The following is a 23113-nucleotide window of genomic DNA, read 5'->3' as shown; positions in this document are numbered from 1 at the left end:
TTTCACGCATTCACATAATTTTGCCAACTCATCTCTACTTACAGAGCAGAGCATTCATTTTTACTATCTTTACTGATCCAATCGAAAGGGGCAAACCAGCCATGACGCAAACCCTAAGCAATTATATCGGCGGACAATTCGTTCCATCCCGATCAGAAACAAATGATCCGGTATACAATCCGGCGACGGAAGAGATCCTTGCTTACGTCCCGCTATCCACCAAAGAGGAAGTGAATCAGGCCGTACAAGCGGCCGCCAAAGCAGGGCGTGCCTGGGCCAAAACGGCCGTTCCTCGCCGCGCGCGCATTCTGTTCAAGTATCAACAGCTGCTCGTGGAGCACTGGGAGGAGCTGGCACGCCTGATTACGGCGGAGAACGGCAAAAGCTATACCGAAGCCTACGGCGAGGTGCAGCGCGGCATCGAGTGCGTGGAGTTTGCGGCCGGTGCGCCTACGCTGATGATGGGCAAGCAGCTTCCCGACATCGCCACCAACCTGGAGTCCGGCATGTACCGGTATCCGATCGGCGTAGTGGCGGGTATCACACCGTTCAACTTCCCGATGATGGTGCCGTGCTGGATGTTCCCGCTCGCCATCGCTTGCGGCAATGCGTTCGTGCTGAAGCCGTCGGAGCGCACGCCGCTCTTGGCTCAGCGTCTGGCGGAGCTGTTCACCGAAGCGGGTCTGCCGGACGGCGTTCTGAATATCGTTCACGGCGCTCATGATGTGGTCAACGGCATTCTGGAACATCCCGGCATCGCCGCCGTGTCCTTCGTTGGTTCCCAGCCGGTGGCGGAGTATGTGTACAAAACCGCTTCTTCCCACGGAAAGCGCGTACAGGCCTTGGCTGGAGCGAAGAATCACAGCATCGTGATGCCGTCTGCTGACTTGGATGCTGCCGTGACCCAGATCGTCAGCGCGGCCTTCGGTTCTGCCGGTGAGCGCTGTATGGCCTGCTCCGTCGTCGTGGCCGTGGGTGACGTGGCGGAGGCGCTGCTGGAGAAGCTGAAGCAGGCGGCCGATGAGATTACCATCGGCAACGGAGCGGACGAAGGTGTCTTCCTCGGACCGGTTATCAGGCGAGCTCACAAGGAGCGCACGATCTCTTATATCGAGGCGGGCGAGCAAGAAGGTGCCAAGCTGGTGCGCGATGGACGGAGCGACGAGGCCGTGAGCGGTGACGGATATTTTGTCGGACCGACGATTTTTGATGAAGTGACCAGCGAGATGAAGATTTGGAAGGACGAAATTTTCGCCCCGGTGCTGTCCGTCATGCGTGCGGAATCGCTGGAGGAAGCGATTGAAATCTCCAACCGCTCGGATTTCGCGAACGGGGCCTGCCTGTTCACGCAGGACGGCAGCGACGTCCGCAAGTTCCGCGAGCATATCGATGCCGGGATGCTCGGCGTCAACCTTGGCGTTCCTGCGCCGATGGCGTTCTTTCCGTTCTCCGGCTGGAAAAACTCTTTCTATGGGGATCTGCATGCGAACGGAACGGACGGCGTGGAGTTCTATACCCGCAAGAAAATGGTAACGGCGCGCTGGTAGCCCTTATGCAGAGGAGACGTTCATATGAAAACCATTAATATCGGCATTATCGGTGCCGGACGAATCGGCAAAATCCATGCGGATCATCTGCTGCGCACGCCTGGTGCGAAAATTGCGGCCATCGGCGATTTGTTTGCCGGCGACGAGCTGAGGGCCTGGGCCGCGGAACGCGGCATTCCTGTGGTTACGACTAATAGTAACGATATCTTGGAACTTCCGGATATCGATGCCGTGTTGATCTGCTCCTCGACGGATACGCATGTTCCGCTGATCAAGCAGGCCGCGGGGAACGGCAAGCATATTTTCTGCGAGAAGCCGGTCAGCATGAGCGTGGATCAGACCCGCGAGGCGCTGGCGGCCGTGGAAGCGGCCGGCGTGAGTCTGCAGATCGGCTTCAACCGCCGGTTTGACCACAACTTCAGCCGGGTTCGGGAGATTGTGTCCGAGGGGAGAATCGGGGAAACGCATCTGATCAAGATTACCTCGCGCGATCCGAACCCGCCGCATCCGGATTACATTAAAGTGTCCGGCGGACTGTTTATGGATATGGCCATTCATGATTTCGACATCGCCCGTTTTCTATCGGGCAGCGAGGTGGTCGAAGTGTACGCCCAGGGAGCGGTATTCGTGGACCCTGCCATCGGAGAGCTGGGCGACATCGACACTGCCCTCACGACGTTGCGGTTTGAAAATGGAGCGCTCGGCGTCATCGACAACAGCCGCAAGGCCGTCTATGGTTATGATCAGCGGATCGAGGTGTTCGGCTCCGGCGGAAGCGTCTCCGTCGACAACGACTATCCAAGCACCGCTGTCGTCAGCGGACCGAACGGCGTTACTCGCGACAAACCGCTGTACTTCTTCCTGGAGCGGTACAAGGAAGCGTACATGAGCGAGACGCGGCAATTTATCGAAAGCTTGCAAAACGGCACACCGGTGCCGGTCAGCGGCCATGACGCTCTTCAGGCAGAGCTGATTGCCCTGGCGGCCAACCGCTCGCTTCAGCAGGGCCGCCCGGTAAAGCTGGCCGAGATCACCACCGGCATTTCGGCAAGCTAAATCCGGAGAGGCTGTAATTGGCAGCATGATGTCGGAAGGATGCCTAAGCTGGCTGAACAAGAAGATATAATCGTTTGTGTTCGCTAACCTCTCGATATCTGCTTGGAATCGATATATGAGAAGCTGTCGCCCAAGCGCTGGATTATCTTGCTCAAACGGGAGAGCGTATCTGTTGGAACTACATCATTAACAGACCAGATCCATAAAAGAGGAGGAACACCATGCCGAACTTAATTATTGTACCTATAACGAGCCCTGACCTGGACGGGCGCGTGCTGTCCATTACGCCGCAAAGCGCAGGCTGGGCATATGTGGGCTTTGAAGTATTTCGTTTAAGGGAAGGACAGACGCTGAGCCGAGCCACGGGAGATCAAGAAGCGGCTCTTGTTCTGTTAACCGGGCGAGCCGACGTGAAGGTAGGGGGAGAGAGCTGGGACAACATTGGCAAGCGCATGAGCGTGTTTGAAAAGACGCCTCCCTATACGGTTTATGTGCCCTCACAGAAACAGTTCGAGGTCACGGCACGAACCGAAATGGAGCTGGCGGTGTGCCTTGCCCCGGGGAAAGGCACTCACCAGGCCCGTCTCATCGCGCCGGAAGATGTCGGCGTGGAGCACCGCGGGAGCGGGAGCATGTCGCGTCTGGTGCATAATATTTTGCCGGAGCAAAAGCCGGCGGACAGCCTATTGGTCGTCGAGGTGTTTACGAACGGGGGCAACTGGTCCAGCTACCCGCCGCACAAGCATGACCGCGACGAGCTGCCGGAGGAATCGCTGCTGGAGGAAACCTACTACTTCCGGGTTCAGCCGGAGCGCGGTTTTGCCGTTCAGCGGGTCTATACCGATGACCGTTCGCTGGACGAAACGATGGCGGTCAAAGACGGCGAGGCCGTAATGGTGCCCGAGGGCTACCATCCGGTATCCGCGCCTCCCGGGTATGATGTGTACTACCTGAACGTCATGGCGGGGCCGAAGCGAATATGGAAATTCCGCAATGATCCGGATCATGATTGGCTTATGAGATAAAGCAGGCTAAATCAGGGAACGTGCTATGGACCAGGATCCTTAGGTGTGCATGTCTGCAGGCAGTATTAACGACAAAACGGCCTTGTGTTAAACGAGATGAAAGCCCATAATAAATGGAAATGCCAAAATTAAACAAATGGAGCACAAGGGATGATAAGAGCGACTATTTATGACGTTGCGCGCGAAGCCGGCGTCTCCATTGCTACCGTCTCTCATGTCATGAACGGCAAGGGCAAGATCAGTCGCGAACGTCGTGAGGAGATTCTGGATATCATGCAGCGCCTGAATTATCGGCCGAACGCGATTGCCTCAGCCCTCGCCGGCAAAAAAACCTATACCCTGGGATTGCTCGTCCCCGACATCTCCAACCCCTTTTTTGCCGAGATTGCACGCTCGGTCGAGGATCACGGGCATCAGCTTGGATACAGCGTGATCATCTGCAGCACGGACAACCAGGAAGAGAAGGTAAAGCGCTATGTCAGCCTGCTGAGGCAAAAGCAGGTGGATGGCGTTATTATCGGTACGGGCGTATCCCATGGTGAGCTGCTCAAGCCGTTTCAGGAGCATTCGCTGGCTATAGCGCTTATCGCCCGGGACAATCCGGCACTTGGCGCCAGCAGCGTTCGGGTTCATGACTTGGAAGGGGGCCGTCTCGCTGCCGAGCATCTGCTTCGTCTCGGTCACCGCAGGCTGGCCGTACTTGCCGAGCATGAACGGGTGACGAGCAGCAATGAGCGGGTAAGGGGTTTTGTCGAAGCTGCCGCCTCGTTCGGCTTGGGGCTTTCCCCCGACTATATTGCGGCCTGTGACCATAAGATCGAGGACGGATTCCGACGAGCCAAAGTTATGTTGGAGCTGGAGGAACCGCCTACTGCGCTGTTTTGCTGCAACGACATGCTGGCGATCGGCGCCCTACAGGCGATTCGCGAGCTCGGGCTGCGCGTTCCTGAGGACTGTTCGGTCGTCAGCTTTGACGATACGATTCTGGCCCGAGTAACAGATCCGCCGCTCACTGTTATTGCCCAGCCGATGGAACAGATGGGCCGCCTGGCGGTGGACCTTGTGGTCAGGAATCTGGCCAGCCAGGGAGAACCTGCACAGCGGATTGTGCTCCCCCCGAAGTTGGTCATCCGCCGATCCACGGCTCCGCCGCCGGCATAAAATTTTCTGGAGACGATATCTTCCACAAAAGAATCATTCTGCACGTAAAACGGGCAGAGGCGTTATGAAGGGGTATTGGCAGTCGAATTACTGCTGATCTACTAAATAACGTCTCTTAAGTCCGTTATTTTTATTTAGAACTTCATTTCGCCTACATCATAAGGTTTTTTTCAATCATCTTAGAGGTACACTTCGAGACACCAATCAGCAACCCGTTATAGGGTTGAATGATCCGCATCTTTTGAGGTTTTGCGGAACTCTGCGGGTGCCATACCTTTGTACTTATGAAATGCTTTACTGAAATGAAATTCATCATGAAATCCGCATGCGTTGGCGATAAACCTCAGGGTATATGACGTGTATACCAAGTAACGCTCTGCATGCCGCATACGGATCTCGGTCAGGTAGTCCTTGGGAGAAACATGCAGATGCTTCATGAACAGCTTTCGCAAATACGACTCCGAAATGGCATGTTTCTTCGCTAACGCTCCAATATGAAGTGGATCGGCGTAATGGTCCTCGATGTTTGATTTAATCCGTTGATATGCCTCATATGCGGGCTCTATTATCGGCGGCTTGTTCTGCTGATGTAATTTGGCGATTAGCCTTAGAAGAAGGGCACTGCTCTCCAGTTCACTCTCCGTATTCCCGGGAACCCAAGCCCGTGTCACCTCGTTGAAAGCATGGTCCATCCCGATGGCTCTCTCGCCTAGATAATGGGCAGTAAATGGGATATCTAGCCGCTGAACGCTTTGAGGGAGTTGCCATTCAGACCGGCAATGATGAAGGCTGCAGCATTCAAACAGCACCATGCTTATGGTAAGAGGGGCTTCCGGAGCGCTTTTCATACGCATCATCTGCAAGCCCGGTTCCATATAAAACAGCATGCCTTGATTTACCGGATATGCTTGATCCGTATGGAAGATCCCACTGCCTTCATGGATCCAGTAGAAACTGTGCACCGCTGTATTATTACGGATATCAGACCAATCGGAAGAGGTCATCTTCCGGAAGGTCCAGTTGATCCGTACAACCAAATCACGTGTATTATACACTGCAGTCCAGCCTCCAATCCGATAGGTGATATAAGAAAAGAATAACTCAAGACCACAACAATCGCCAGGACGTAAGGAGCGATTTTTACATGTTTAGTATCGGCTTTTCTATGGAGTACCCTGCAACAATAATCTAGTGTTATACCTATCCGGATTTTGGGGAAACCTCAAGCCGCATGATAGATAGGAGGAGAAGAGATGCTGCGATTATTTGATACTCACCAAATTCGAAAGTGCAAGGAACTGGAGGGAATATGGGAGTTTGCTCCAGTAGCCGGCGTGGGGGAGCAACCGGCCAGCTTCAATGACAAGTTGCCTGTTCCCGGTTGCTGGGAGATGCACCCACGCTTCGGAAACTATAGGGGAGTCGGGGTATACCGCAAAATCATTTCGCTGTCTCGGAAAACCAATTTGCGAATCGAATTCAAAGGGGTTAGTCACACGGCACATGTCTATTTCAACGGGGAATTGGCAGTCTCTCATTATAATGCATATACCGCCTTTGACATGATCATCCCGGAAGTTCAAGCCGGTGAACATGAACTGTTGGTGTACGTGGATAATTCTTTCAACGAGGAATCAGCCCTTCATGTTCCTAATGATTACTATACGTACGGCGGCATCATTCGACCGATTGCCCTGGAAGAGATAAGCGATTTATACATTGAAAACGCCATGTTCACTCCATATAAACAGGACGGGGGTTGGCACGGTTCTTGGAAGGTCGTGATTCGAAACACCGGAAGCCTTGTGAAGAAAGGATTACTCCGAGGTACGCTGGCTGAGGTGGAGGTACCGCTCGGAAGCTTTGAAGTGAAGCCAGGCGAGCGGGTCGAACGAATAGCCACCGTGTGCTATCCAGGCGTGTTGGAGTGGTCGCTGGACGACCCGAATTTGTATGTGCTGCGAGCGGTACTTGCCGTTGATGATACGGATTGTGATGATTGGCTGGACCGCATAGGCTTTCGCGAGATAACAACGCATAACGGAAAAATCCAATTGAACGGCCAAGATCTCGTATTCAAAGGCGTTAACCGGCATGAGGACCATCCCATGGCTGGTTCCTCACTACCGCTGCCCCTCATGGTAAAAGATTTGGACCTCATGACAGAGCTTGGTTGTAACTCCGTTCGGACGAGCCATTATCCGAACGATGAGCGGTTTCTCGATCTATGCGATGAACGAGGTATTGCGGTGTGGGAAGAAAATCATGCCCGCGGCTTGAGTTTGGAGCAGATGCAGCACCCGAATTTCGGTTGGCAGAGCGAGCAGGTGACTCGTGAAATGGTGCAGCAGCATTTTAACCATCCGTCCATCCTTATATGGGCCATTCTGAATGAATGCGCCAGTCACACCGAGGAGGGGAGAGCTCACTACGAGAAGCAGTTAACCATTATTCGGCAGCTTGATCCAAGCAGGCCCCGGTCTTTCGCTTCCCATCATCGGGATCAGGAGAAATGTTTTGACTTGGCGGAGATCGTGTCGTTCAATCTCTATCCAGGCTGGTATACCGACGAGAATCCCGGGGAACTGGCGGATCTGGCTAGGGGTTGGGCAGATGCGTTGGGCGGAGAAGGAAAACCCATGATCATGAGTGAATTTGGAGGGGACGGGTTCTACGGATTCCGCAGTCCGAATCGGGAGAAAGGCTCCGAGGAGCGTCAGGCCGATATTATTGCGAGCAATCTGAGGGCATACATGGAGCGCGAATACATTTCCGGGATGTTCATATGGCAATTTAGCGATTGCCGAGTGACGGAAGGGCTTGGCTGGTTGCTGAATCGTTCATGCACGCGGAACAGCAAAGGTATTGTGGATGAATATCGTCGTCCGAAGCTGGCGTATGAAACCGTTCGACGAATCTTCTCGGGGGAACCCGATAATATTTGACTGAGTGGTACATAAACCCTATACTTTTAGGTAACAAAGATCATGTTCAAAAGGGATGAGGGAAATGACCACGAACGGAAGACCGCGTGAGTTCAAGAAGGAAGCTGTCATTGATGCTGCCACGGACGTGTTCTGGTCCAAGGGTTATGAAGCGAGTTCCACGCAAGAGCTGTGCGAGAAGACAGGGCTGGGTAAAGGGAGCCTGTACAATGCGTTCGGCAGCAAGAATGAGTTATTCGAGCAGGTGCTTCAACGTTACAATGATGAAGGCCTGGAAATATCCAGAGAGATTCTGGGCCGGTCCATCCCGGTTAAGGAAAGGCTGCGCGCCTTGTTTGAATGGGCGATCGGCATGGATTTTTCGGACCCTAATCACCGCGGCTGCATGGCGGTTAATATCAGTATGGAACGAGCTGGGCGGGACCCGATGGTTGAACGAATATTCGGGCAATATATTTATGATCTTGAGGAAGACTTGATCAGCGTGATGGAAGAGGCGATCAAATCGGGGGAGATTCCGGCTGAACGCTCTGCGAAGCAGCTGGCCAGCTTATTCTTAAGCAGCTACTATGGACTGCGGGTGATGAACTCCGCTACGATGAATCGTGAGCTGGCCGATCGAATTGTCGAAAGTACACTCGACGCTATTTTTAGATTATAGATGAAATTGATGGGTATTAAAGAAAAGGCCGTATCCAAGGGTGGTTCAAACCTACCTTTGGGGATACGGCCTTTGGCTTTTTTATTGAAGTGCGCAAATAAACGAATATATGTCACTTGAGACGGAGGCATTAGGCTAAGGACAGCATTTTTTCACCGAAATTTGCATCCTCCAGCAATGGGCGGCCGATGGCTACCATATCTGCCATCTCATCTGCTAGAATGAAATTGGCGAACGCTTGGGTGCGGATATTGCCGACCGCGATCACCGGTATTTTTACATATTGTTTGATCACCGCAGCATAAGGTGTTTGGTAGCCCTCCGGTGTGGCTAAAGGTTCTGCAGGAACGAGACCGCCCGAAGATACGTGCACGGCATCCAGTTCGGATTCCAGGTACGTCAAGGCGAGTGCAACCTCTGCTGGTGTCAGACCGCCATCGGCAAAGTCGGATGCAGAAACCCGCAATTGCACCGGGTAGCTGACCCCTACTTCGGTTCGGATGGCCCCCAGAACTTCTTGGATCAATCGGACTCTGTTCTCCAGGCTTCCTCCATATGCGTCCGTTCGCTGATTTGACAGCGGAGAGAGAAACTGGTGGAGAAGATGACCGTGGGCGGTATGAAGCTCGATTCCATCAAAGCCAGCCTGCAGGCTTCGACGGGCAGCCATCCGGAACTGGTCGATGACTGCGTTAATGTCGGCTTGGGACATCGTTTGTGGCAGTCCATATTCATCATCGTAGGCAATCGAACTAGGGGCTAATCTTTTATCGGTGACGCTGGGCCATGCTTTTCTGCCGGCGTGGGTCAATTGGATGAAGATTGGCGTTCCTTTTGAATGGACGTCATCGACAATCCTGCGTAATGGAGCCGTATGCTGTTCGGTATATATCCCGATATCATCTGGGAACAGACGGCCATTTGCGGACACCACGGTAGATTCGATAATGATTAAACTGACATGTTCTGCCCGTTCACTGTAAAATTTCACATGATAATCGGTTGCATAAGAATCCGGCGTTCCCTGATTTTGCTGCATAGGAGCCATGATCATTCGGTTCTTCAATTGTACCGTTCCGATTTGTATGGGATCGTGCAGGTTGATTGTCATTGTGTATTCCTCCTTGAATGAATGCTTGTTAACCTAGCTCTATTGTATAAATCATAGCAAGAATAAAAACATCCGCGGGAGGTAATACTGGTTCATGATGAACCACTCAGATTCACCCTGTTCCTCGCACCTAAAGAAAGAAAGCTCCTTAGGCGCTCAATATAGGATCGACGTCAAAAATCCATCACCCGTTCAATTTGTTATTTGAACGGGTTGATGGTTTTTCTACTTTATGCTCCCTGATTTCATGTATGGTCCGTGCGCTTGAATTGTGTTCTAACGCTTCTTGGTCTCCAGTTGATCATGAGAACCAGCTGATCCCTCATATAAGGGACGGGGTATTGGAAATTGTTCTCGATCCAGTGGAATACCAGGCCGAGTAAGGCGTGCATGTTGTAGATGATGAGTAGTTCATGGTTGAGTTCTCCCCTGGGGTAGTCCAAATCCTCCATGGCGATTTGTTTTAATGCCGAGAACATTTTATCCCGGACAAGCGGTAGAACATCGCTTTTGAATAAGGCCGTATATACGTCTGCATTTTGATGAATATGATCGAATATTTTTACCGCATTGGCAGGTAGCTCATCGATATGAAACACGTCGGCTTCCCCGTAAGGAGCCCTGAAGGATGCGATCAGTTCCTCCATTAAAGGAGTCAGGATATCATCCAGAAGAGCCTCTTTGTTGTCGTAGTGGGTATAGAAGGTTCCTCGATTGTAATTGGCTAACTCTACGATTTCCGTAATGGAAATGCTGGAGAAGCTCTTCTGCGAGAGGAGTGATAGAAGTGCTTGCTTTAAAGCTTCTTTGCTGCGGACGATGCGACGATCGGTCATTTTATTGCTCGATTGCATAGATTCGAGTCCTTTCGGTTAAAGATATAACGAATTTAATAGTTAAAATATAAACAAATTTACGCTTTTTGTTCGGTATCGTACATTTTCACGTTTTTTAATGATTGTGACCTAAATCATACTACGATTATACTAGAATTGACATATGTCGTGTATTGTACAGTTGTTGATTTGTTGTCCCTAATTTCTAAAATGATATCACAACCTATTATGGGGGTATGGAACATGAGATTATCAGGTAAAGTTGCGATTGTTACAGGTGCTGCTTCCGGTATGGGAAAAGCGACAGCGGAACTGTTTGCTGCCGAAGGCGCAAAAGTTGTCGTGTCTGACCTGCGTCTTGAGGCGGCGCAAGCCGTTGTTGATGAAATTACAGCAAAAGGCGGCACGGCCCTGGCACTGGTAGCGAATGTGGCCAAGGAAGAAGATGTGCAGCAACTGGTTGATGCTACTGTTAATGCATATGGAACGCTTGATATTTTGATCAACAATGCTGGCATTATGGACAACTTCGTACCGGCTGCGGATCTAACGGATGAGTTGTGGGATCGCGTATTTGCCATCAATACAACGGGACCGATGAGAACTATTCGTAAATCGTTGCCAATCTTCCTGGAGAAGAAGAGCGGAGTCATTGTCAACATTGCCTCTGCTGGAGGTCTTATGGGGTCCAGAGCAGGTGCAGCGTATACGGCCGCTAAGCATGCCGTTGTCGGATTAACCAAAAATGTCGGTTTCCAATATGCAACGCAGGGAATCCGGTGTAATGCGGTCGCTCCAGGCGGCGTCAGCACGAATATCGGCACCACTCTAAACGCGCCGAATTCGTTTGGTATGGAAAGAGCTATGGCTGGTATCAACCTGAACCCGCGGGCAGGAGAACCGGAAGAGATCGCAAAAGTGGTATTGTTCCTGGCTTCAGATGAAGCCAGCTTTGTAAACGGTACTGTTGTTACAGCCGATGCAGGCTGGACTGCCTATTAATAAGCATTTGCAAGCGCTAGGGCTTTCTAAAGGACATCTCCTTTAGGAAGCCTTGTTTTTTTGTGGCGGCATGAAGGTTGAAACTTTTCCAGCTCATAAATAAACCTTTACTATTCTACACAACCTAAATCAGCCTATTGACAGACATGCCCATGTTACATAGGTTATTCTTCTCGAGGAAGGAGCAGATGTTTTGTGGAAATATTTCTTATGGTACTTATTTTTCTGGTTCTTGTCGGTATTTCCAACATCATCAATCGATTTCTGCCATTCATTCCTGTCCCGTTGATCCAGATTGCGCTTGGGATCGGGGCCGCCTATATCCGCGGGTTCCATCACGTGCCCCTGAATCCGGAATTGTTCATGGTCCTGTTTATCGCACCGCTCTTGTTTAATGATGGGAAGTTGACCCCACGGAGCGAGTTGTGGAAGCTCAGGTCCAATATTCTGCTGCTGGCGCTAGGTCTCGTATTTGCAACTGTTCTGATCGCGGGACCTTTCATTCATTGGCTTATTCCGACCATACCGTTATCAGCTGCCTTTGCGTTGGCTGCGATACTCTCGCCTACCGATGCGGTTGCGGTGGGCTCCCTGTCAGGCAGGGTGAAGCTGCCGGGGAAAATCATGCATTTACTTGAAGGCGAAGCGCTTATGAATGATGCGTCCGGTCTCGTTGCGTTTAATTTTGCGATTGCAGCTACAGTGACGGGTTATTTTTCTTTAACGAATGCCATCGGCAGTTTTTTTGTCATTGCAATTGGAGGCATCGTTGTCGGGGCGCTTCTAGGATTTCTTGTGATTTGGTTCAGAATGCTGCTGCGCCGGCTCGGTATGGAGGACGTTACGCTTCATATGCTGATCATCATTCTGACGCCATTCATCATCTACCTTATAGCCGAGGAATTTCATCTATCCGGGATTCTGGCTGTCGTTGCGGCGGGTGTCACCCATGCCGTGGAGAGGGATCGTATGCGATCAGCATCCATTAAACTTAGAGTTGTATCGGACAGCACCTGGTCTGTAATCCTGTTCACGTTAAACGGGCTGGTGTTCATTCTGCTCGGGCATGAAATCCCGGGGGTCGTCAATCAAATATGGAGTGATCCTGCCTATAACAATGGACAAGTCCTCGGTTATATATTCCTAATAACGGCTGTTCTGATATTGCTGCGTTTCGTATGGGTATGGGCTTCAACGAACCGCCAGTTCAAGTCTTCCCTGCTGACTGCACTGTCGGGCGTACGGGGGGCATTAACGCTGGCTGCGGCTTTCTCCATCCCGCTCACCCTTGCGGACCATCGTCCATTTCCAGAGCGAAGCTTAATGTTATTCATCTGCGCGGGTGTCATCCTGTTAACCCTGGTCATCGCGAGTGTGCTGCTTCCGCTGCTGACACGTGAGAAACCTGTGAATACGGCCGCGGTGATTGATCGTGAGAAAGAAGCACGGCTTCATATGCTGCAAGCGGGAATACGTACCGTGCGGGAAGAAATGACGGATGAAAACAGGGAGGAGGCGGTTCAGCTTATTTATGCGTATACCAAGCGGCTTCAGCAATCTCAAATAACGGATAAGAGCGACATGCGAGAGTTCTGGGAAGCCACGATCACCGTCAGAAAAATCGGACTTACTGCGGAACGGAACGTTACAGAAACATGGCTTAAGGAACATAAAGCTTCTGCAAGGGTCGCGGAGCAGTTCCTGTCCTCGCTGAACAAAGTTGAGATGCTGCTTACCAGCCGATATAAGTTCAGGCTGCTCACGAAGAATTTATGGCGGAATTTAAAGCGCTTGTTGAAAAAAAACGAGTCCAAAGAAATGCCCATGTCTCCGGATCACCCGGATTGGGAGATGTATAAGGCATTGAAGCTGGAGGCCATTCGTGCAGCAATCCATGAGATCCAAACGGTGAAGCCGGCGCAGAGGCAGGAAGTCCTGCAAGCGGTTATTGCAGACTATCGTGCAATGGAGCATTTTCTTCAGAATGATCGTGTATGGAGCCGAAGAAAGCAGAAGCTTAGCAGTGAACGCAGGGAACTGGAACTTAAAGCCATTCAGTCAGAGCGTAACGAGATTCAAAGCATGTTCGAACATGGCGATATTGACCGGGCACTTGCGAGCCATCTGAGAATGGATGTGAATTACCGAGAGGCGAATTTGTATGAGTCCCAAGCACTGGTTGAAGACGAGGGCCATTAGATGATGGTCCTTCCTTGTTGTGCTTGATGGAGTGTCAGGTTTACGTTACAATAATGAAAAGCTATGATGGGAACATCTGCTTCTGCTGCAGAACACCTATTAAAGGTTTAAAGGCAATCTCATTCTTAAAAAGGGGGTAGGAACATGAGCGTAAATAAAGAAGTGGCTTCCAAGAAATCGACAATGGCCTGCCCGTCCACCTATAAAACCTTCAGTCTCGCCGTGCAGGCGCTTGTGACGCTTGAACGTCACTCCGGCAAATGCTCAAGCGGCGATATCGCCTCGTATCTGCATTCGGAATCGACGTTGATTCGACGCGTGCTGAAAACACTCGCGCAAGCCGATATGATTGAATCGCGTGAAGGAAGAGATGGTGGATACCGGCTGAAGAAGAACGCCTGCGATATTACATTGGCTGAAGTGTACTCGATTCTCCAGGTCCACAGCTCAATCAGTGACAGTATGCTGGACGCAGCATCCGGTCATTGTTTTGCTGAGGAAATCAAGGAATCCTTTGTTGGCATTTTATCCGAGATTGAGGACAGTACTTTGAAAATACTGGAATCCCGCACGATTGCGGACATCGCTCAGTGACCTTTCAAAATGTTGTTGACAAAGAATTTCAGTCTGCTATATACTGTGCATTAAATAACACAGTTAATTTGCGATCTAAACTGTGCAAAAAAATGCACAATATAATTTTGGAGGGATAAACCATGTCTACAATAACAAAACCCGATTTTCAAACCGTGATTCAGGAGCGCCACTCGGTTCGTCAATACGACCCGTCGGTAAAGATTCCAAGAGAAGAGATGGAAGCGATTCTGATGGACGCTACACTGGCACCTTCTTCAAGCAACCTGCAGCCATGGCGCTTTCTTGTGATCGATGATGCTGATCTCTTGAAGAAGCTGCATCCCATTGCCAGTAATCAGGAGCAGGTACTTCAAGCCTCGGCCGTGATTGCTGTGCTGGGAGATATGAAGTGGTATGAGAAGGGCGAGAAGATTTATTCCATATCTGAAGAAGCGGGATATATGACCGAAGAGGTCAAGCAGCGCTTTATCTATACGGCCGAAAATCTTTATGCGAATATGGATCAATCCGTAAAAGAAAGCATCGTGGATGTGGATGCCGGATTGATCTCCATGCAGCTGATGCTGAGTGCACGTGCCAGAGGGTATGATACCGTACCGATGGGCGGATATAACAAAGTTCAGTTCGTGGAAGAGTTCAATATTCCATCCCATTACCGCAGCGTCATGTTGATTGCCATCGGCAAAGCAGCCGCTCCAGGTCGGCCAACGGTAAGATTGCCGCTTGAAGACGTTGCTTTCTGGAATGAAATCTAAAACCTAAATCGTAACGAAATAAGGAATTCTTGTGACAACCGCCTCATCGGAAGGTTATGTAAGAGATGAGGGTGGTTGTTGCCGATTTTGACGAGCACGAACGGAGTCTGGTAATATAAGGGAGAGGGATCTTCCGGACTGAAAGATCCCGAGCGATGCGGCGCATTGCTTGGACTTGGAAGTACGATTACTTTCTATTCGGATAAGCTCGATCAGATTTGGAAGTAATCCACATTGAATATCACATAATTTATGTTATGTAAACCGCGAATTGGCGTCTGCCAATAAAATATGGGTCGTTTTACAAAGGTGATGGAATTTCATGGATATAATCATATCCTCACTTTACTTAACTGGATTTTAGGTTGCCTTCATCTCTCGTTAAGGTTTGGACCTTATACTAAGTATGTCACTACAAGTGATGGAAGGAGCAACGCAGATGAACAAGAAAAACAAAATGAGTATGTGGTCGTTAGGACTTGGAAGTGCTTTTCTGATGATGATGTTAGCTAACCATGACAATGTGCATGATGGACAAGCCCGATCCGGTATCGCTTCAAGTGCAGCTAAATCCAATGTGGCCATCCAATCCGTTAATAAGAGCTCGGCAGTCAAAATGCCCGAGAACCAGGAAATCACCCCCGAAATGATTAATCAATTCTTAAAATTAGTGGCAGAGACATAAGATAATGTTGATTCTCTATACGTAAACGGTTTTGAAGACCAGTCCCATGCTCAGGGGGCTGGTCTTTTTGGCGTAGGCTCAAAAGAGTCTTAATCAGAGCGATATTGCTGACAGATGTGTTGCTAATCAATCGGCTGTAAATTATTTTAAAAACAGGAACCCATGTTCTTGTCATATCTTCCCAGGAAGCTTATTATTATCAAGAGGGTTAACCTGAATCGGGGGGATTACAGACGAATGCAAAGCGATCACACATTAAACAGCAAGCGAAGGACCGCGGGGATTGGCATGTACCGGGAGATGCTATTCCGATACGTATTCCCGCATAAGAAACTGCTGGCAGCGCTAACGATGCTGCTGTTATTTTCAATCGGGCTGCAACTGATTAATCCGCAGATCATCCGGTATTTTATCGATACGGCTCAAGGAGAGGGAAATCTGACATCCCTTTATTATGCGGCAGGTTTTTTTATCGTATTTTCCTTGCTCCAACAAGGCGTTTCCATTGCGGCTGCTTACTACAGCGAGAATCTGGGCTGGACGACAACCAACAAGCTTCGTGCTGAATTGGCGGAGCACTGTCTCTCGCTGGATATGAGCTTTCACAAAACCCACACGTCCGGCTCTTTAATCGAACGGGTCGATGGCGATGTGAATGCGCTTGCCAATTTCTTCTCCAGCTTTATTATTCATCTGTTCGGCAATCTGCTCCTTATGATCGGAATCCTGGCTCTTCTATATCGAGAGAACTTCTGGATTGGTTTTGTCATGACGGTGTTTGTTGTCGGCAGCATCTACGTCATTCAGCATATCCGGCGATTTGCGATACCGGTATGGAAGCGCTGGCGCGAGCTGAATGCGGATTTCTACGGATTCATTGGCGAACACCTCGAAGGTACTGAAGATACGCGTGCCAACGGGGCGGCTGGATATGTCATGAACCGATTCTACGAGATGGCCAGACGCATGCTGCCGGTTCGAGTTCGTGCATTCATCGGATTTTTCCTTATGTGGAGTACAACGATATTGGTATTTGCGCTGGGCAATGCGGCCGCATTTATCGTCTGCGCCATACTGTGGAAGAACGGACAGGGCGGTTTAACGATCGGCTCCATCTATTTGGTATTTTATTATACCGAGCTGTTAGCCAAGCCGATTGAGAAGATCCGTACCCAATTGGAGGACTTACAAAAGGCAGATGCCAGCTTGATGCGGGTCCGGGAATTGCTGGCAACCGAGCCCCAGATCAAAGATGGACCTGGAACTCCGCTTCCGTCAGGTCCGTTGTCGGTGGAATTCCGTAACCTAAACTTCTCATATGAAGAGGGCGGGCAGGCTACGCTCAATAATCTGCAGCTGCGGCTCGAGCCAGGCCAGACTCTAGGGCTGCTTGGGCGTACAGGCAGCGGCAAAACGACGATCGCCCGCTTGCTGCTGCGTTTCTATGATCCTCAAGAGGGAAGCGTCGAACTGGCAGGAACGGATATCCGGGCCTTCAAGCTTCATGAACTGAGGCGCAAGGTCGCCATGGTTACGCAGAATATTGAGATTTTGGAAGGGACTGTTCGTGATAATCTGACCTTGTTTGATGAAGGCATCGCGGATAGCCGAATCATATCCGTGCTAGAGGAGCTTGGACTTGGGGACTGGTATGCTTCGCTTCCGGAAGGGCTCGATACGAACCTGGCCTCAGGCGGGGGGAGCCTGTCGGCTGGTGAGGCCCAACTGTTGGCATTTGCCCGTGTCTTTCTGACGGATCCAGGTCTTGTCATCCTTGATGAAGCATCATCCCGCCTCGATCCGTTAACGGAATACCGGATTGAAGCAGCCATTACGCGTCTGCTGCAGGAGAAGACGTGTATTATCATTGCCCACCGCTTGGCTACGGTTCAACGTGCCGACCGGATTCTTATTCTGGAGAATGGTCGAATGCTCGAAAGTGGTCGTCGGGAAGAGCTTGCCTTAGACCCGCAATCACGGTTTAGCCGCATGCTGGCCGTTGGAATGGAGGAGGTGCTGGCATGAAAACAAGACATTTTTTCTGGCGGTTGATTCTGTACCGGCCGGGTTTATATCTGATCAACCTGCTGGCATGGTCCCTTATCCATATGGCACCACTGATCCCCGGACTGTTAACCAAGGCTTTCTTTGACCATCTGGAAGGTACATATGCTTTTCCCTACGGCGTTTGGGCGATTGCCGTGCTGCTCATTGGCGCTGCTTTAGCCCGGATTGCGCTGATCTTCGGCGGTTTCATGACAGACGTGCATTTCCGCTTCCGCATCAGCACCTTGCTTCGCCGCAATATGCTGTCCCATGTAATGAAAGAGCCTGGAGCACGGGCAATACCTTGCTCGCCGGGTGAAGCCATCAGCAATTTCCGGGATGACGTCGATCAGGCCGAAGAAGCGACAAGCTGGTCCGTGGATACTTTAGGACTGGTCGGATTCGTTATCGTTGCCAGCTGGATTCTTATATCCATTGATCTGCAGCTGACGATTCTCGTGTTCGTACCTTTGATACTAGTGGTCACTGCAGCCCAGATTGCGACCGCACGCATCCAGAAATACAGGGCCGCGAGTCGGGAATCGACGGCAAAGGTAACGGGTGCGATTAGCGAAATGTTTGCCAACGTGCAAGCCATTCAAGTCGCAGGGGCTGAGAAACGCGTAGTGGAGCGGTTTGTAAGCCTTAGTGAGAAACGGCGTCAATCCATGGTAAAGGATAAGCTGTTAACGGAAACCTTATCTTCCGTATTCACCAATTCCGTTAACCTCGGCACAGGATTGATCCTCGTGCTTGCGAGTCTTAAGATGCGTGGTGGCGATTTTACGGTTGGGGATTTGTCGCTCTTTGTATATTATTTAACTTTTGTCACACAGCTTATATCGAACGTAGGCAACTTCATGACCTACTACAAGCAGATGAGCGTCAGCTTTCAGCGCATCAAATCCATGCTGCAAGGGGCACCGGCTTCGCTGCTTACAGCAGCCAATTATATCGGTATCGGTAAGGTTAAGAACAAACAGAATAAAGAGAAGGAAGCTAATCCTAATCGTAGGACACAGAAAGATTTGTTGACCACTGAAAGATTCCATCCTTCTGCCATTTCCGTAGCCGAAGACGGCGTAGAAACAGCTTATATTGAGGCACCTCCTCTCTCGCTGCTGGAAGCGCGAGGTTTGTCGTATCAATATCCGGAAACCGGCCGTGGCATCTCGAATATCAATCTGACCCTTAAGCGCGGTACCTTTACTGTCGTTACAGGGATGATCGGCAGCGGTAAAACGACGCTAGTTCGCACATTGCTGGGTTTGCTACCTGCCGAAAAGGGTGAAATCCGGTGGAACAGCGAAAGGGTAACAGAGCCTGCTGATTTCTTTATACCTCCTCAGAGTGCATATACAGCGCAGGTTCCTAGGCTGTACAGTGATAAACTGCGAAACAACATCCTGCTAGGCATAACCGAGGAGCCTGGCAGTCTGGACCGGGCACTCCATGCGGCCGTAATGGAAGAAGATATCAAGCATCTGCAGCATGGCCTGGAGACGATGGTAGGACCACGAGGAGTCAAGCTGTCCGGCGGTCAAGCTCAGCGGACAGCGGCCGCAAGGATGCTGGTACGGGACGCGGAGCTGTATGTATTCGACGATTTATCCAGCGCATTGGATGTTGAGACCGAGCGTAAGTTATGGGAGCGGCTGTTCAGCGAGCGCGGCGGGGCGACTTGCCTTGTCGTATCACATCGAAAAGCAGCACTTCACCATGCGGACCATATCATCGTGTTGAATGGCGGAGAGATTGAGGCTGAAGGCACGGCAGAACAGCTGCTGGCTTCAAGCGAAAGTTTCCGGCAGCTGTGGTATGGCGAAGAAACAGGATAATAAGTAAGATCAAGATTGCAATCGATAGAGTAAAAGATGTATCCATTTCACCATAGACAGAGGAGATATCCCCCCATGCAAAAAGCGGAACAAATTCAGCTGGAATTCCGTTCGGCAGAACACCTGCCTATCTTGAATGAATTCGAGCTTCCGGATGATCAAGTCCAATTTACCGCTCATCCGAAAGAAGCATTAAACCTAGTGGAAGGTCAGTTTCCCATCGTCATTTTAGCTGATGATCATCCTGTCGGCTTCTTTATCCTGCACGCCACGGAGCGCGTCAAGGAGTATACAAGCAATTCTCATGCCATGCTGCTTACTACCTTATCCATTGACCATCGTCAGCAGCGTAAGGGGTATGCCAGAAGAGGAATGCTTGCGCTGCCATCGTTCATTCGAAGTCAGTTTCCTTCCTGCGATGAAGTGGTGTTGGTCGTGAACCATAAGAATGTTCCGGCTCAGCAGCTGTATGAACGGGTTGGTTTCGAAGATACGGGCAGGAGAAGGATCGGGCCTACGGGAGAACAATGGGTTATGAATATAGCCATCTGATATAAAAATGCCGCAAAGACACCTGGTCTTTGCGGCATTGCTTTATTTTACTTGGTTGACGCTCCGCCAGGTAGCTTCCAAATTTGAAGCAATATACTCCAGAATCGGTTTGCTGTAGAAATAACCGCTGTGGGACAGGGGATTCCAGCAGGTCAACCAGTTTCCCACGTTAACGGATACATCGTTTCGCACCGTGCGGTCATATGCTTCATTTATACTCTTAAGGGGATAAGCAAGGATATCGTCTTTATCATAGAAATTGACCCATTCCCCCAGCAGTTGATCATGATAGTGCTTCAGATGCCCGGAAGGGACGTTGATCGGCTTGTCAAAATCGCGGTACCGCATGCTCCACAATGGTAAGGTGGTTCCCAGCGTATAGAATAAGGTCAGGAGTTCTCCGCGCTCCAGCGGAGCTTTTGGGTCAACGACCAGACGATACCCGCGGGAGGAAAATTGCAGATCATAGAAGAAATTGCTGGCGATTACAGATCCCAGGCTATGAGAGATCACGCATAATGGAGCCTCGGGGCCGGCAGAGAGGGCAAGACGGTGCAGCGCCTCACTGATCGTCCGATGAACGGCCTCATAGTTCTGATCTTCGGTTTCCACGGGCTGATAAGCCACGGCATCCGCCAGATTGTGGATCACGTACTGCCGAAGGTGCTGATAACGTAAACGGTAAGGTTTAATGCTGCTGCTGATTAACTCAGACTCGCGTGCCGCGAATACATCGGCCCAATGAACAGCCTCCATGGCCAGTTGCTCATGCGGAATACCGGAGGTTTGAGAGAAAGTCTCTCTTAATTTTTTCATAAATTTATCCGCATAGTCTTTCTTTTGTGTTCCCAATCCGTGTACAATGATCACTGCAATTTTTTGCTTCATCTAACTGCAGCTCCCTTCATCGGAAATGGAATGAATGGATATCTTTTACTCTTTATACGCGATTTATAGTCGAATTGTAAATAGGTTATTACAGAACGGGTGAAACCGGTAAGGTCAGTAGCTCTTTAGAGTCATTCCGTTCATGGCCAAATTTGATTACAATGAAGGGATATCTAGTGGTAACATGATAAGTAAAGAGGCGGGTATATTCATGTTTTAGATTGAAATAGGAGGAAAGGTATGTCCTACAAACAAATGAAATGGTTGATTCTGATCATTCCTACTTTGACGATTGGCATTTGGGAGTATGTTCGGCATGAGTTCCTGCTGCCTTATATATCGATGGATCTTGGCAATCTGCTGGCACCTGTTATCGTGTTCTTGGTTTCCATACTGTTTCTTACCCAGTTGTTCGCATTGATTGAACGAAACCAGGAGGAACTGAACCAATCCAGGGCATTGCAAGCCGCCATGCATGAACGGGAGAAGATTGGCCGGGAGCTTCATGACGGAATCGCCCAATCCTTGTTTTTGCTAAACGCACAAATTGATCGAATTGAGAAATCGGGAGTAACCGGAGAAATTCCATACCAGGAAATTAAGGAAAGTGTCCACCGGACCAATACCTACGTTAGAGAAGCCATTGCTAATCTCCGGTATCCGGCAGATCCGCAGGCCATTCCGTGGATGCATAGCATGAACAGCTTAATTGAGGAAATCAAGCAGGAGACCAATCTGCATTTCGACGTTCAGTGGGAAATCCCGGATGCCATGCTGTCCGCCAAAGAAAAGGTGGAGCTGTTGGCTTCAATCAGGGAATCTTTGTTGAATATTCATAAGCACGCCGAAGCGAACCATGTGAAGATAACCGCGACAGCGGCGGATTCAAGCTGGCACTGCTCCGTCAGTGATGATGGCAAAGGTTTTGATTTGGACAAGCCGCTCGGCAGCAACCGGTATGGAATCAAAATCATGAAGGACCGGGCCGAGGCCATGGGCTGGAAGTTCATGGTGGAAAGACATAACAACAAGACGATAATCAGCATTCGGAAGGAGAATACCGCATGAACGAGCAGCCTTTTCGCGTGTTAATCATTGATGACAGCGATCTTGCGAGAGAAGGAATTCGCACCATTCTAAGCAGCGACCCGACCTTTGAGGTCGTGGCCGAAGGACAAAGCGGCGAGGAAGCGCTGGAGCTGACCGAAATATGGATGCCTGATATTATCCTGATGGATATTCAGATGCCTGGGATGGACGGATTGGAAGCGACCAAGCGAGTGAAGGACAAGTTTCCTTACGTTAAAATTGTCATGGTTACGGTGTCCGACGATATCGCTCATTTGTTTGACGCCCTGAAACGTGGAGCGCAAGGCTATCTGCTGAAGAATCTGAATCCCGAATCATGGCACGAGTACCTCAAAGCCATTGCCGTGGACGAAGCACCGATGAGCAGGGAGCTTGCTTTCCGTATCCTGAAGGAGTTTTCGCAGCATGACAAGCCGAATCCAAGCAATAGTCCATTAACGGCGCGGGAAAAAGAAATTTTGGGACTCGTAGCCGAGGGGTTGTCTAACCGCGATATTTCGGTTGCCTTGTGTATATCCGAGAATACGGTCAAGAACCATCTGAAGAACATTTTGCAAAAGCTCCATTTGGAAAATCGGGTACAGCTGACCCGTTATGCCTTTGAACAAGGGTGGATGGGGAAGAGATAACGGTCACGCCCGTGTCAATATTAAAGAATGACTTTAAGCGAGCCAGAGAGACGTCCAGGGAGTGTACGCGTTCATTTCTGTTTAACAAGGAATATGCCCAGCGCAATGATCCCGATGCCGGCCCAATTTTTCCATGTTGGAACTTCCTTCAGGAACAAGTAAGCCACTCCTAACGAAATCAGGATTTCCAGGCATTTGGAGAAGATCAATGTATAGCCTAACTGGTCGGTGGCTTTATATCCATAACGGATTCCGTATCCGATGCACATGTTGGCAATGAGAAACAGAGGAAGCATGAATAACTGAAACTGCAGCGTTGGCCAGAACAAATGCTGGATATGCTTGGTTTGGTACGAGAAGACAAGGTTGATGATCGACAGCCCGCCGAAAAGTAGACCGACACTGTAGATATAAAACATAAAGCGCCTCCTGTAACGATGTCTTTGTAGTACGCCATTAATGTTTCCACGCGGCAACTTTTTTATCCAAGG

Annotated in this window: 21 protein-coding genes; 16 read left to right on the top strand and 5 right to left on the bottom strand. The window is 50.1% G+C overall.

Annotated elements, in window-relative coordinates:
• Positions 1-101 precede the first annotated feature (101 nt).
• The 4 genes from CRG97_RS18505 to CRG97_RS18490 all read left to right on the top strand — a co-directional run bounded on the left by CRG97_RS18505 (position 102) and on the right by CRG97_RS18490 (position 4789).
• Entirely contained in the window at positions 102-1547 is a 1446-nt protein-coding gene (locus CRG97_RS18505) for a CoA-acylating methylmalonate-semialdehyde dehydrogenase (protein WP_098746079.1), read from the top strand.
• A 24-nt stretch (positions 1548-1571) separates the two neighbouring features.
• Positions 1572-2603 (top strand): inositol 2-dehydrogenase, encoded by a 1032-nt coding sequence (gene iolG / locus CRG97_RS18500; RefSeq protein WP_098746077.1) that lies wholly within the window; start codon positions 1572-1574, stop codon positions 2601-2603.
• 221 nt (positions 2604-2824) lie between these two features.
• Entirely contained in the window at positions 2825-3628 is an 804-nt protein-coding gene (gene iolB, locus CRG97_RS18495) for a 5-deoxy-glucuronate isomerase (RefSeq protein ID WP_098746075.1), read from the top strand.
• A gap of 150 nt (positions 3629-3778) precedes the next feature.
• Positions 3779-4789, top strand: a complete 1011-nt coding sequence (locus CRG97_RS18490; RefSeq protein ID WP_202618963.1) for a LacI family DNA-binding transcriptional regulator — start codon at positions 3779-3781, stop codon at positions 4787-4789.
• A gap of 215 nt (positions 4790-5004) precedes the next feature.
• Here CRG97_RS18490 and CRG97_RS18485 read toward each other — a convergent pair whose 3' ends face one another.
• Positions 5005-5844, bottom strand: a complete 840-nt coding sequence (locus CRG97_RS18485) for a helix-turn-helix transcriptional regulator (protein ID WP_098746074.1) — start codon at positions 5842-5844, stop codon at positions 5005-5007.
• 198 nt (positions 5845-6042) lie between these two features.
• On the opposite strand from CRG97_RS18485, the gene CRG97_RS18480 reads away from it, so the two are divergent.
• Positions 6043-7734, top strand: a complete 1692-nt coding sequence (locus tag CRG97_RS18480; protein WP_098746072.1) for a glycoside hydrolase family 2 protein — start codon at positions 6043-6045, stop codon at positions 7732-7734.
• 64 nt (positions 7735-7798) lie between these two features.
• On the top strand, positions 7799-8395 hold the full coding sequence (locus CRG97_RS18475) for a TetR/AcrR family transcriptional regulator (RefSeq protein ID WP_098746070.1): 597 nt from the start codon (positions 7799-7801) through the stop codon (positions 8393-8395).
• Between the two features lie 130 nt (positions 8396-8525).
• Here the strand turns inward: CRG97_RS18475 and CRG97_RS18470 are convergent, their stop codons facing one another.
• A complete protein-coding gene (locus CRG97_RS18470) occupies positions 8526-9506 on the bottom strand; it encodes an oxidoreductase (RefSeq protein ID WP_098746068.1) in 981 nt (326 codons plus the stop codon).
• Between the two features lie 245 nt (positions 9507-9751).
• Positions 9752-10360, bottom strand: a complete 609-nt coding sequence (locus CRG97_RS18465; protein WP_098746066.1) for a TetR/AcrR family transcriptional regulator — start codon at positions 10358-10360, stop codon at positions 9752-9754.
• Between the two features lie 225 nt (positions 10361-10585).
• On the opposite strand from CRG97_RS18465, the gene CRG97_RS18460 reads away from it, so the two are divergent.
• The 8 genes from CRG97_RS18460 to CRG97_RS18425 all read left to right on the top strand — a co-directional run bounded on the left by CRG97_RS18460 (position 10586) and on the right by CRG97_RS18425 (position 20016).
• The gene (locus tag CRG97_RS18460) at positions 10586-11344 is read left to right on the top strand and encodes an SDR family oxidoreductase (protein WP_076321741.1); all 759 of its coding nucleotides are present in this window, start codon (positions 10586-10588) and stop codon (positions 11342-11344) included.
• 195 nt (positions 11345-11539) lie between these two features.
• The gene (locus CRG97_RS18455; RefSeq protein WP_098746064.1) at positions 11540-13543 is read left to right on the top strand and encodes a Na+/H+ antiporter; all 2004 of its coding nucleotides are present in this window, start codon (positions 11540-11542) and stop codon (positions 13541-13543) included.
• A 144-nt stretch (positions 13544-13687) separates the two neighbouring features.
• Positions 13688-14137, top strand: coding sequence for an RrF2 family transcriptional regulator (locus tag CRG97_RS18450; RefSeq protein WP_098746062.1), 450 nt, complete (start codon positions 13688-13690; stop codon positions 14135-14137).
• Positions 14138-14259: 122 nt separating this feature from the next.
• A complete protein-coding gene (locus tag CRG97_RS18445; protein ID WP_098746060.1) occupies positions 14260-14895 on the top strand; it encodes a nitroreductase family protein in 636 nt (211 codons plus the stop codon).
• A gap of 439 nt (positions 14896-15334) precedes the next feature.
• Positions 15335-15580, top strand: coding sequence for a hypothetical protein (locus CRG97_RS18440; protein WP_098746058.1), 246 nt, complete (start codon positions 15335-15337; stop codon positions 15578-15580).
• A 237-nt stretch (positions 15581-15817) separates the two neighbouring features.
• Positions 15818-17605 (top strand): ABC transporter ATP-binding protein, encoded by a 1788-nt coding sequence (locus CRG97_RS18435; protein WP_098746056.1) that lies wholly within the window; start codon positions 15818-15820, stop codon positions 17603-17605.
• A complete protein-coding gene (locus tag CRG97_RS18430; RefSeq protein ID WP_098746054.1) occupies positions 17602-19464 on the top strand; it encodes an ABC transporter ATP-binding protein in 1863 nt (620 codons plus the stop codon). Before CRG97_RS18435 ends, CRG97_RS18430 begins: the two co-directional genes overlap by 4 nt.
• Positions 19465-19539: 75 nt before the next feature.
• On the top strand, positions 19540-20016 hold the full coding sequence (locus tag CRG97_RS18425) for a GNAT family N-acetyltransferase (protein WP_098746052.1): 477 nt from the start codon (positions 19540-19542) through the stop codon (positions 20014-20016).
• Between the two features lie 42 nt (positions 20017-20058).
• Here CRG97_RS18425 and CRG97_RS18420 read toward each other — a convergent pair whose 3' ends face one another.
• Positions 20059-20904 (bottom strand): chemotaxis protein, encoded by an 846-nt coding sequence (locus tag CRG97_RS18420; protein ID WP_098746050.1) that lies wholly within the window; start codon positions 20902-20904, stop codon positions 20059-20061.
• Positions 20905-21144: 240 nt separating this feature from the next.
• Between CRG97_RS18420 and CRG97_RS18415 the strand changes: the two genes are divergently transcribed.
• Positions 21145-21972 carry a sensor histidine kinase gene (locus CRG97_RS18415; RefSeq protein ID WP_098746048.1) on the top strand — a complete coding sequence of 276 codons (828 nt, stop codon included), beginning with the start codon at positions 21145-21147 and terminating at the stop codon, positions 21970-21972.
• Entirely contained in the window at positions 21969-22622 is a 654-nt protein-coding gene (locus CRG97_RS18410) for a response regulator (RefSeq protein WP_076321731.1), read from the top strand. The genes CRG97_RS18415 and CRG97_RS18410 overlap by 4 nt, the downstream gene beginning before the upstream one ends.
• 71 nt (positions 22623-22693) lie before the next feature.
• On the opposite strand, the gene CRG97_RS18405 is transcribed toward CRG97_RS18410, so the two are convergent.
• Positions 22694-23041 (bottom strand): hypothetical protein, encoded by a 348-nt coding sequence (locus CRG97_RS18405; protein ID WP_071218526.1) that lies wholly within the window; start codon positions 23039-23041, stop codon positions 22694-22696.
• Between the last annotated feature and the right edge of the window lie 72 nt (positions 23042-23113).

This window comes from Paenibacillus sp. EZ-K15 (assembly GCF_002573715.1).
GTDB lineage: Bacteria > Bacillota > Bacilli > Paenibacillales > Paenibacillaceae > Paenibacillus_AQ.
The sequence above is the reverse complement of the archived record's forward strand: the minus strand, read 5'-3'. Positions and strand labels throughout refer to the sequence as shown.

Bases quoted from the DNA above. Each gene is read 5' to 3' on its own strand.
- CRG97_RS18480 (WP_098746072.1), top strand. From the start codon at position 6,043: ATGCTGCGATTATTTGATACTCACCAAATTCGAAAGTGCAAGGAACTG.
- CRG97_RS18470 (WP_098746068.1), bottom strand. From the start codon at position 9,506: ATGACAATCAACCTGCACGATCCCATACAAATCGGAACGGTACAATTG.
- iolG (WP_098746077.1), top strand. From the start codon at position 1,572: ATGAAAACCATTAATATCGGCATTATCGGTGCCGGACGAATCGGCAAA.
- CRG97_RS18460 (WP_076321741.1), top strand. From the start codon at position 10,586: ATGAGATTATCAGGTAAAGTTGCGATTGTTACAGGTGCTGCTTCCGGT.
- CRG97_RS18420 (WP_098746050.1), bottom strand. From the start codon at position 20,904: ATGAAGCAAAAAATTGCAGTGATCATTGTACACGGATTGGGAACACAA.
- CRG97_RS18415 (WP_098746048.1), top strand. From the start codon at position 21,145: ATGTCCTACAAACAAATGAAATGGTTGATTCTGATCATTCCTACTTTG.
- CRG97_RS18430 (WP_098746054.1), top strand. From the start codon at position 17,602: ATGAAAACAAGACATTTTTTCTGGCGGTTGATTCTGTACCGGCCGGGT.
- CRG97_RS18405 (WP_071218526.1), bottom strand. From the start codon at position 23,041: ATGTTTTATATCTACAGTGTCGGTCTACTTTTCGGCGGGCTGTCGATC.
- CRG97_RS18410 (WP_076321731.1), top strand. From the start codon at position 21,969: ATGAACGAGCAGCCTTTTCGCGTGTTAATCATTGATGACAGCGATCTT.
- CRG97_RS18505 (WP_098746079.1), top strand. From the start codon at position 102: ATGACGCAAACCCTAAGCAATTATATCGGCGGACAATTCGTTCCATCC.
- iolB (WP_098746075.1), top strand. From the start codon at position 2,825: ATGCCGAACTTAATTATTGTACCTATAACGAGCCCTGACCTGGACGGG.
- CRG97_RS18490 (WP_202618963.1), top strand. From the start codon at position 3,779: ATGATAAGAGCGACTATTTATGACGTTGCGCGCGAAGCCGGCGTCTCC.
- CRG97_RS18465 (WP_098746066.1), bottom strand. From the start codon at position 10,360: ATGCAATCGAGCAATAAAATGACCGATCGTCGCATCGTCCGCAGCAAA.
- CRG97_RS18445 (WP_098746060.1), top strand. From the start codon at position 14,260: ATGTCTACAATAACAAAACCCGATTTTCAAACCGTGATTCAGGAGCGC.
- CRG97_RS18475 (WP_098746070.1), top strand. From the start codon at position 7,799: ATGACCACGAACGGAAGACCGCGTGAGTTCAAGAAGGAAGCTGTCATT.
- CRG97_RS18425 (WP_098746052.1), top strand. From the start codon at position 19,540: ATGCAAAAAGCGGAACAAATTCAGCTGGAATTCCGTTCGGCAGAACAC.
- CRG97_RS18435 (WP_098746056.1), top strand. From the start codon at position 15,818: ATGCAAAGCGATCACACATTAAACAGCAAGCGAAGGACCGCGGGGATT.
- CRG97_RS18440 (WP_098746058.1), top strand. From the start codon at position 15,335: ATGAACAAGAAAAACAAAATGAGTATGTGGTCGTTAGGACTTGGAAGT.
- CRG97_RS18450 (WP_098746062.1), top strand. From the start codon at position 13,688: ATGAGCGTAAATAAAGAAGTGGCTTCCAAGAAATCGACAATGGCCTGC.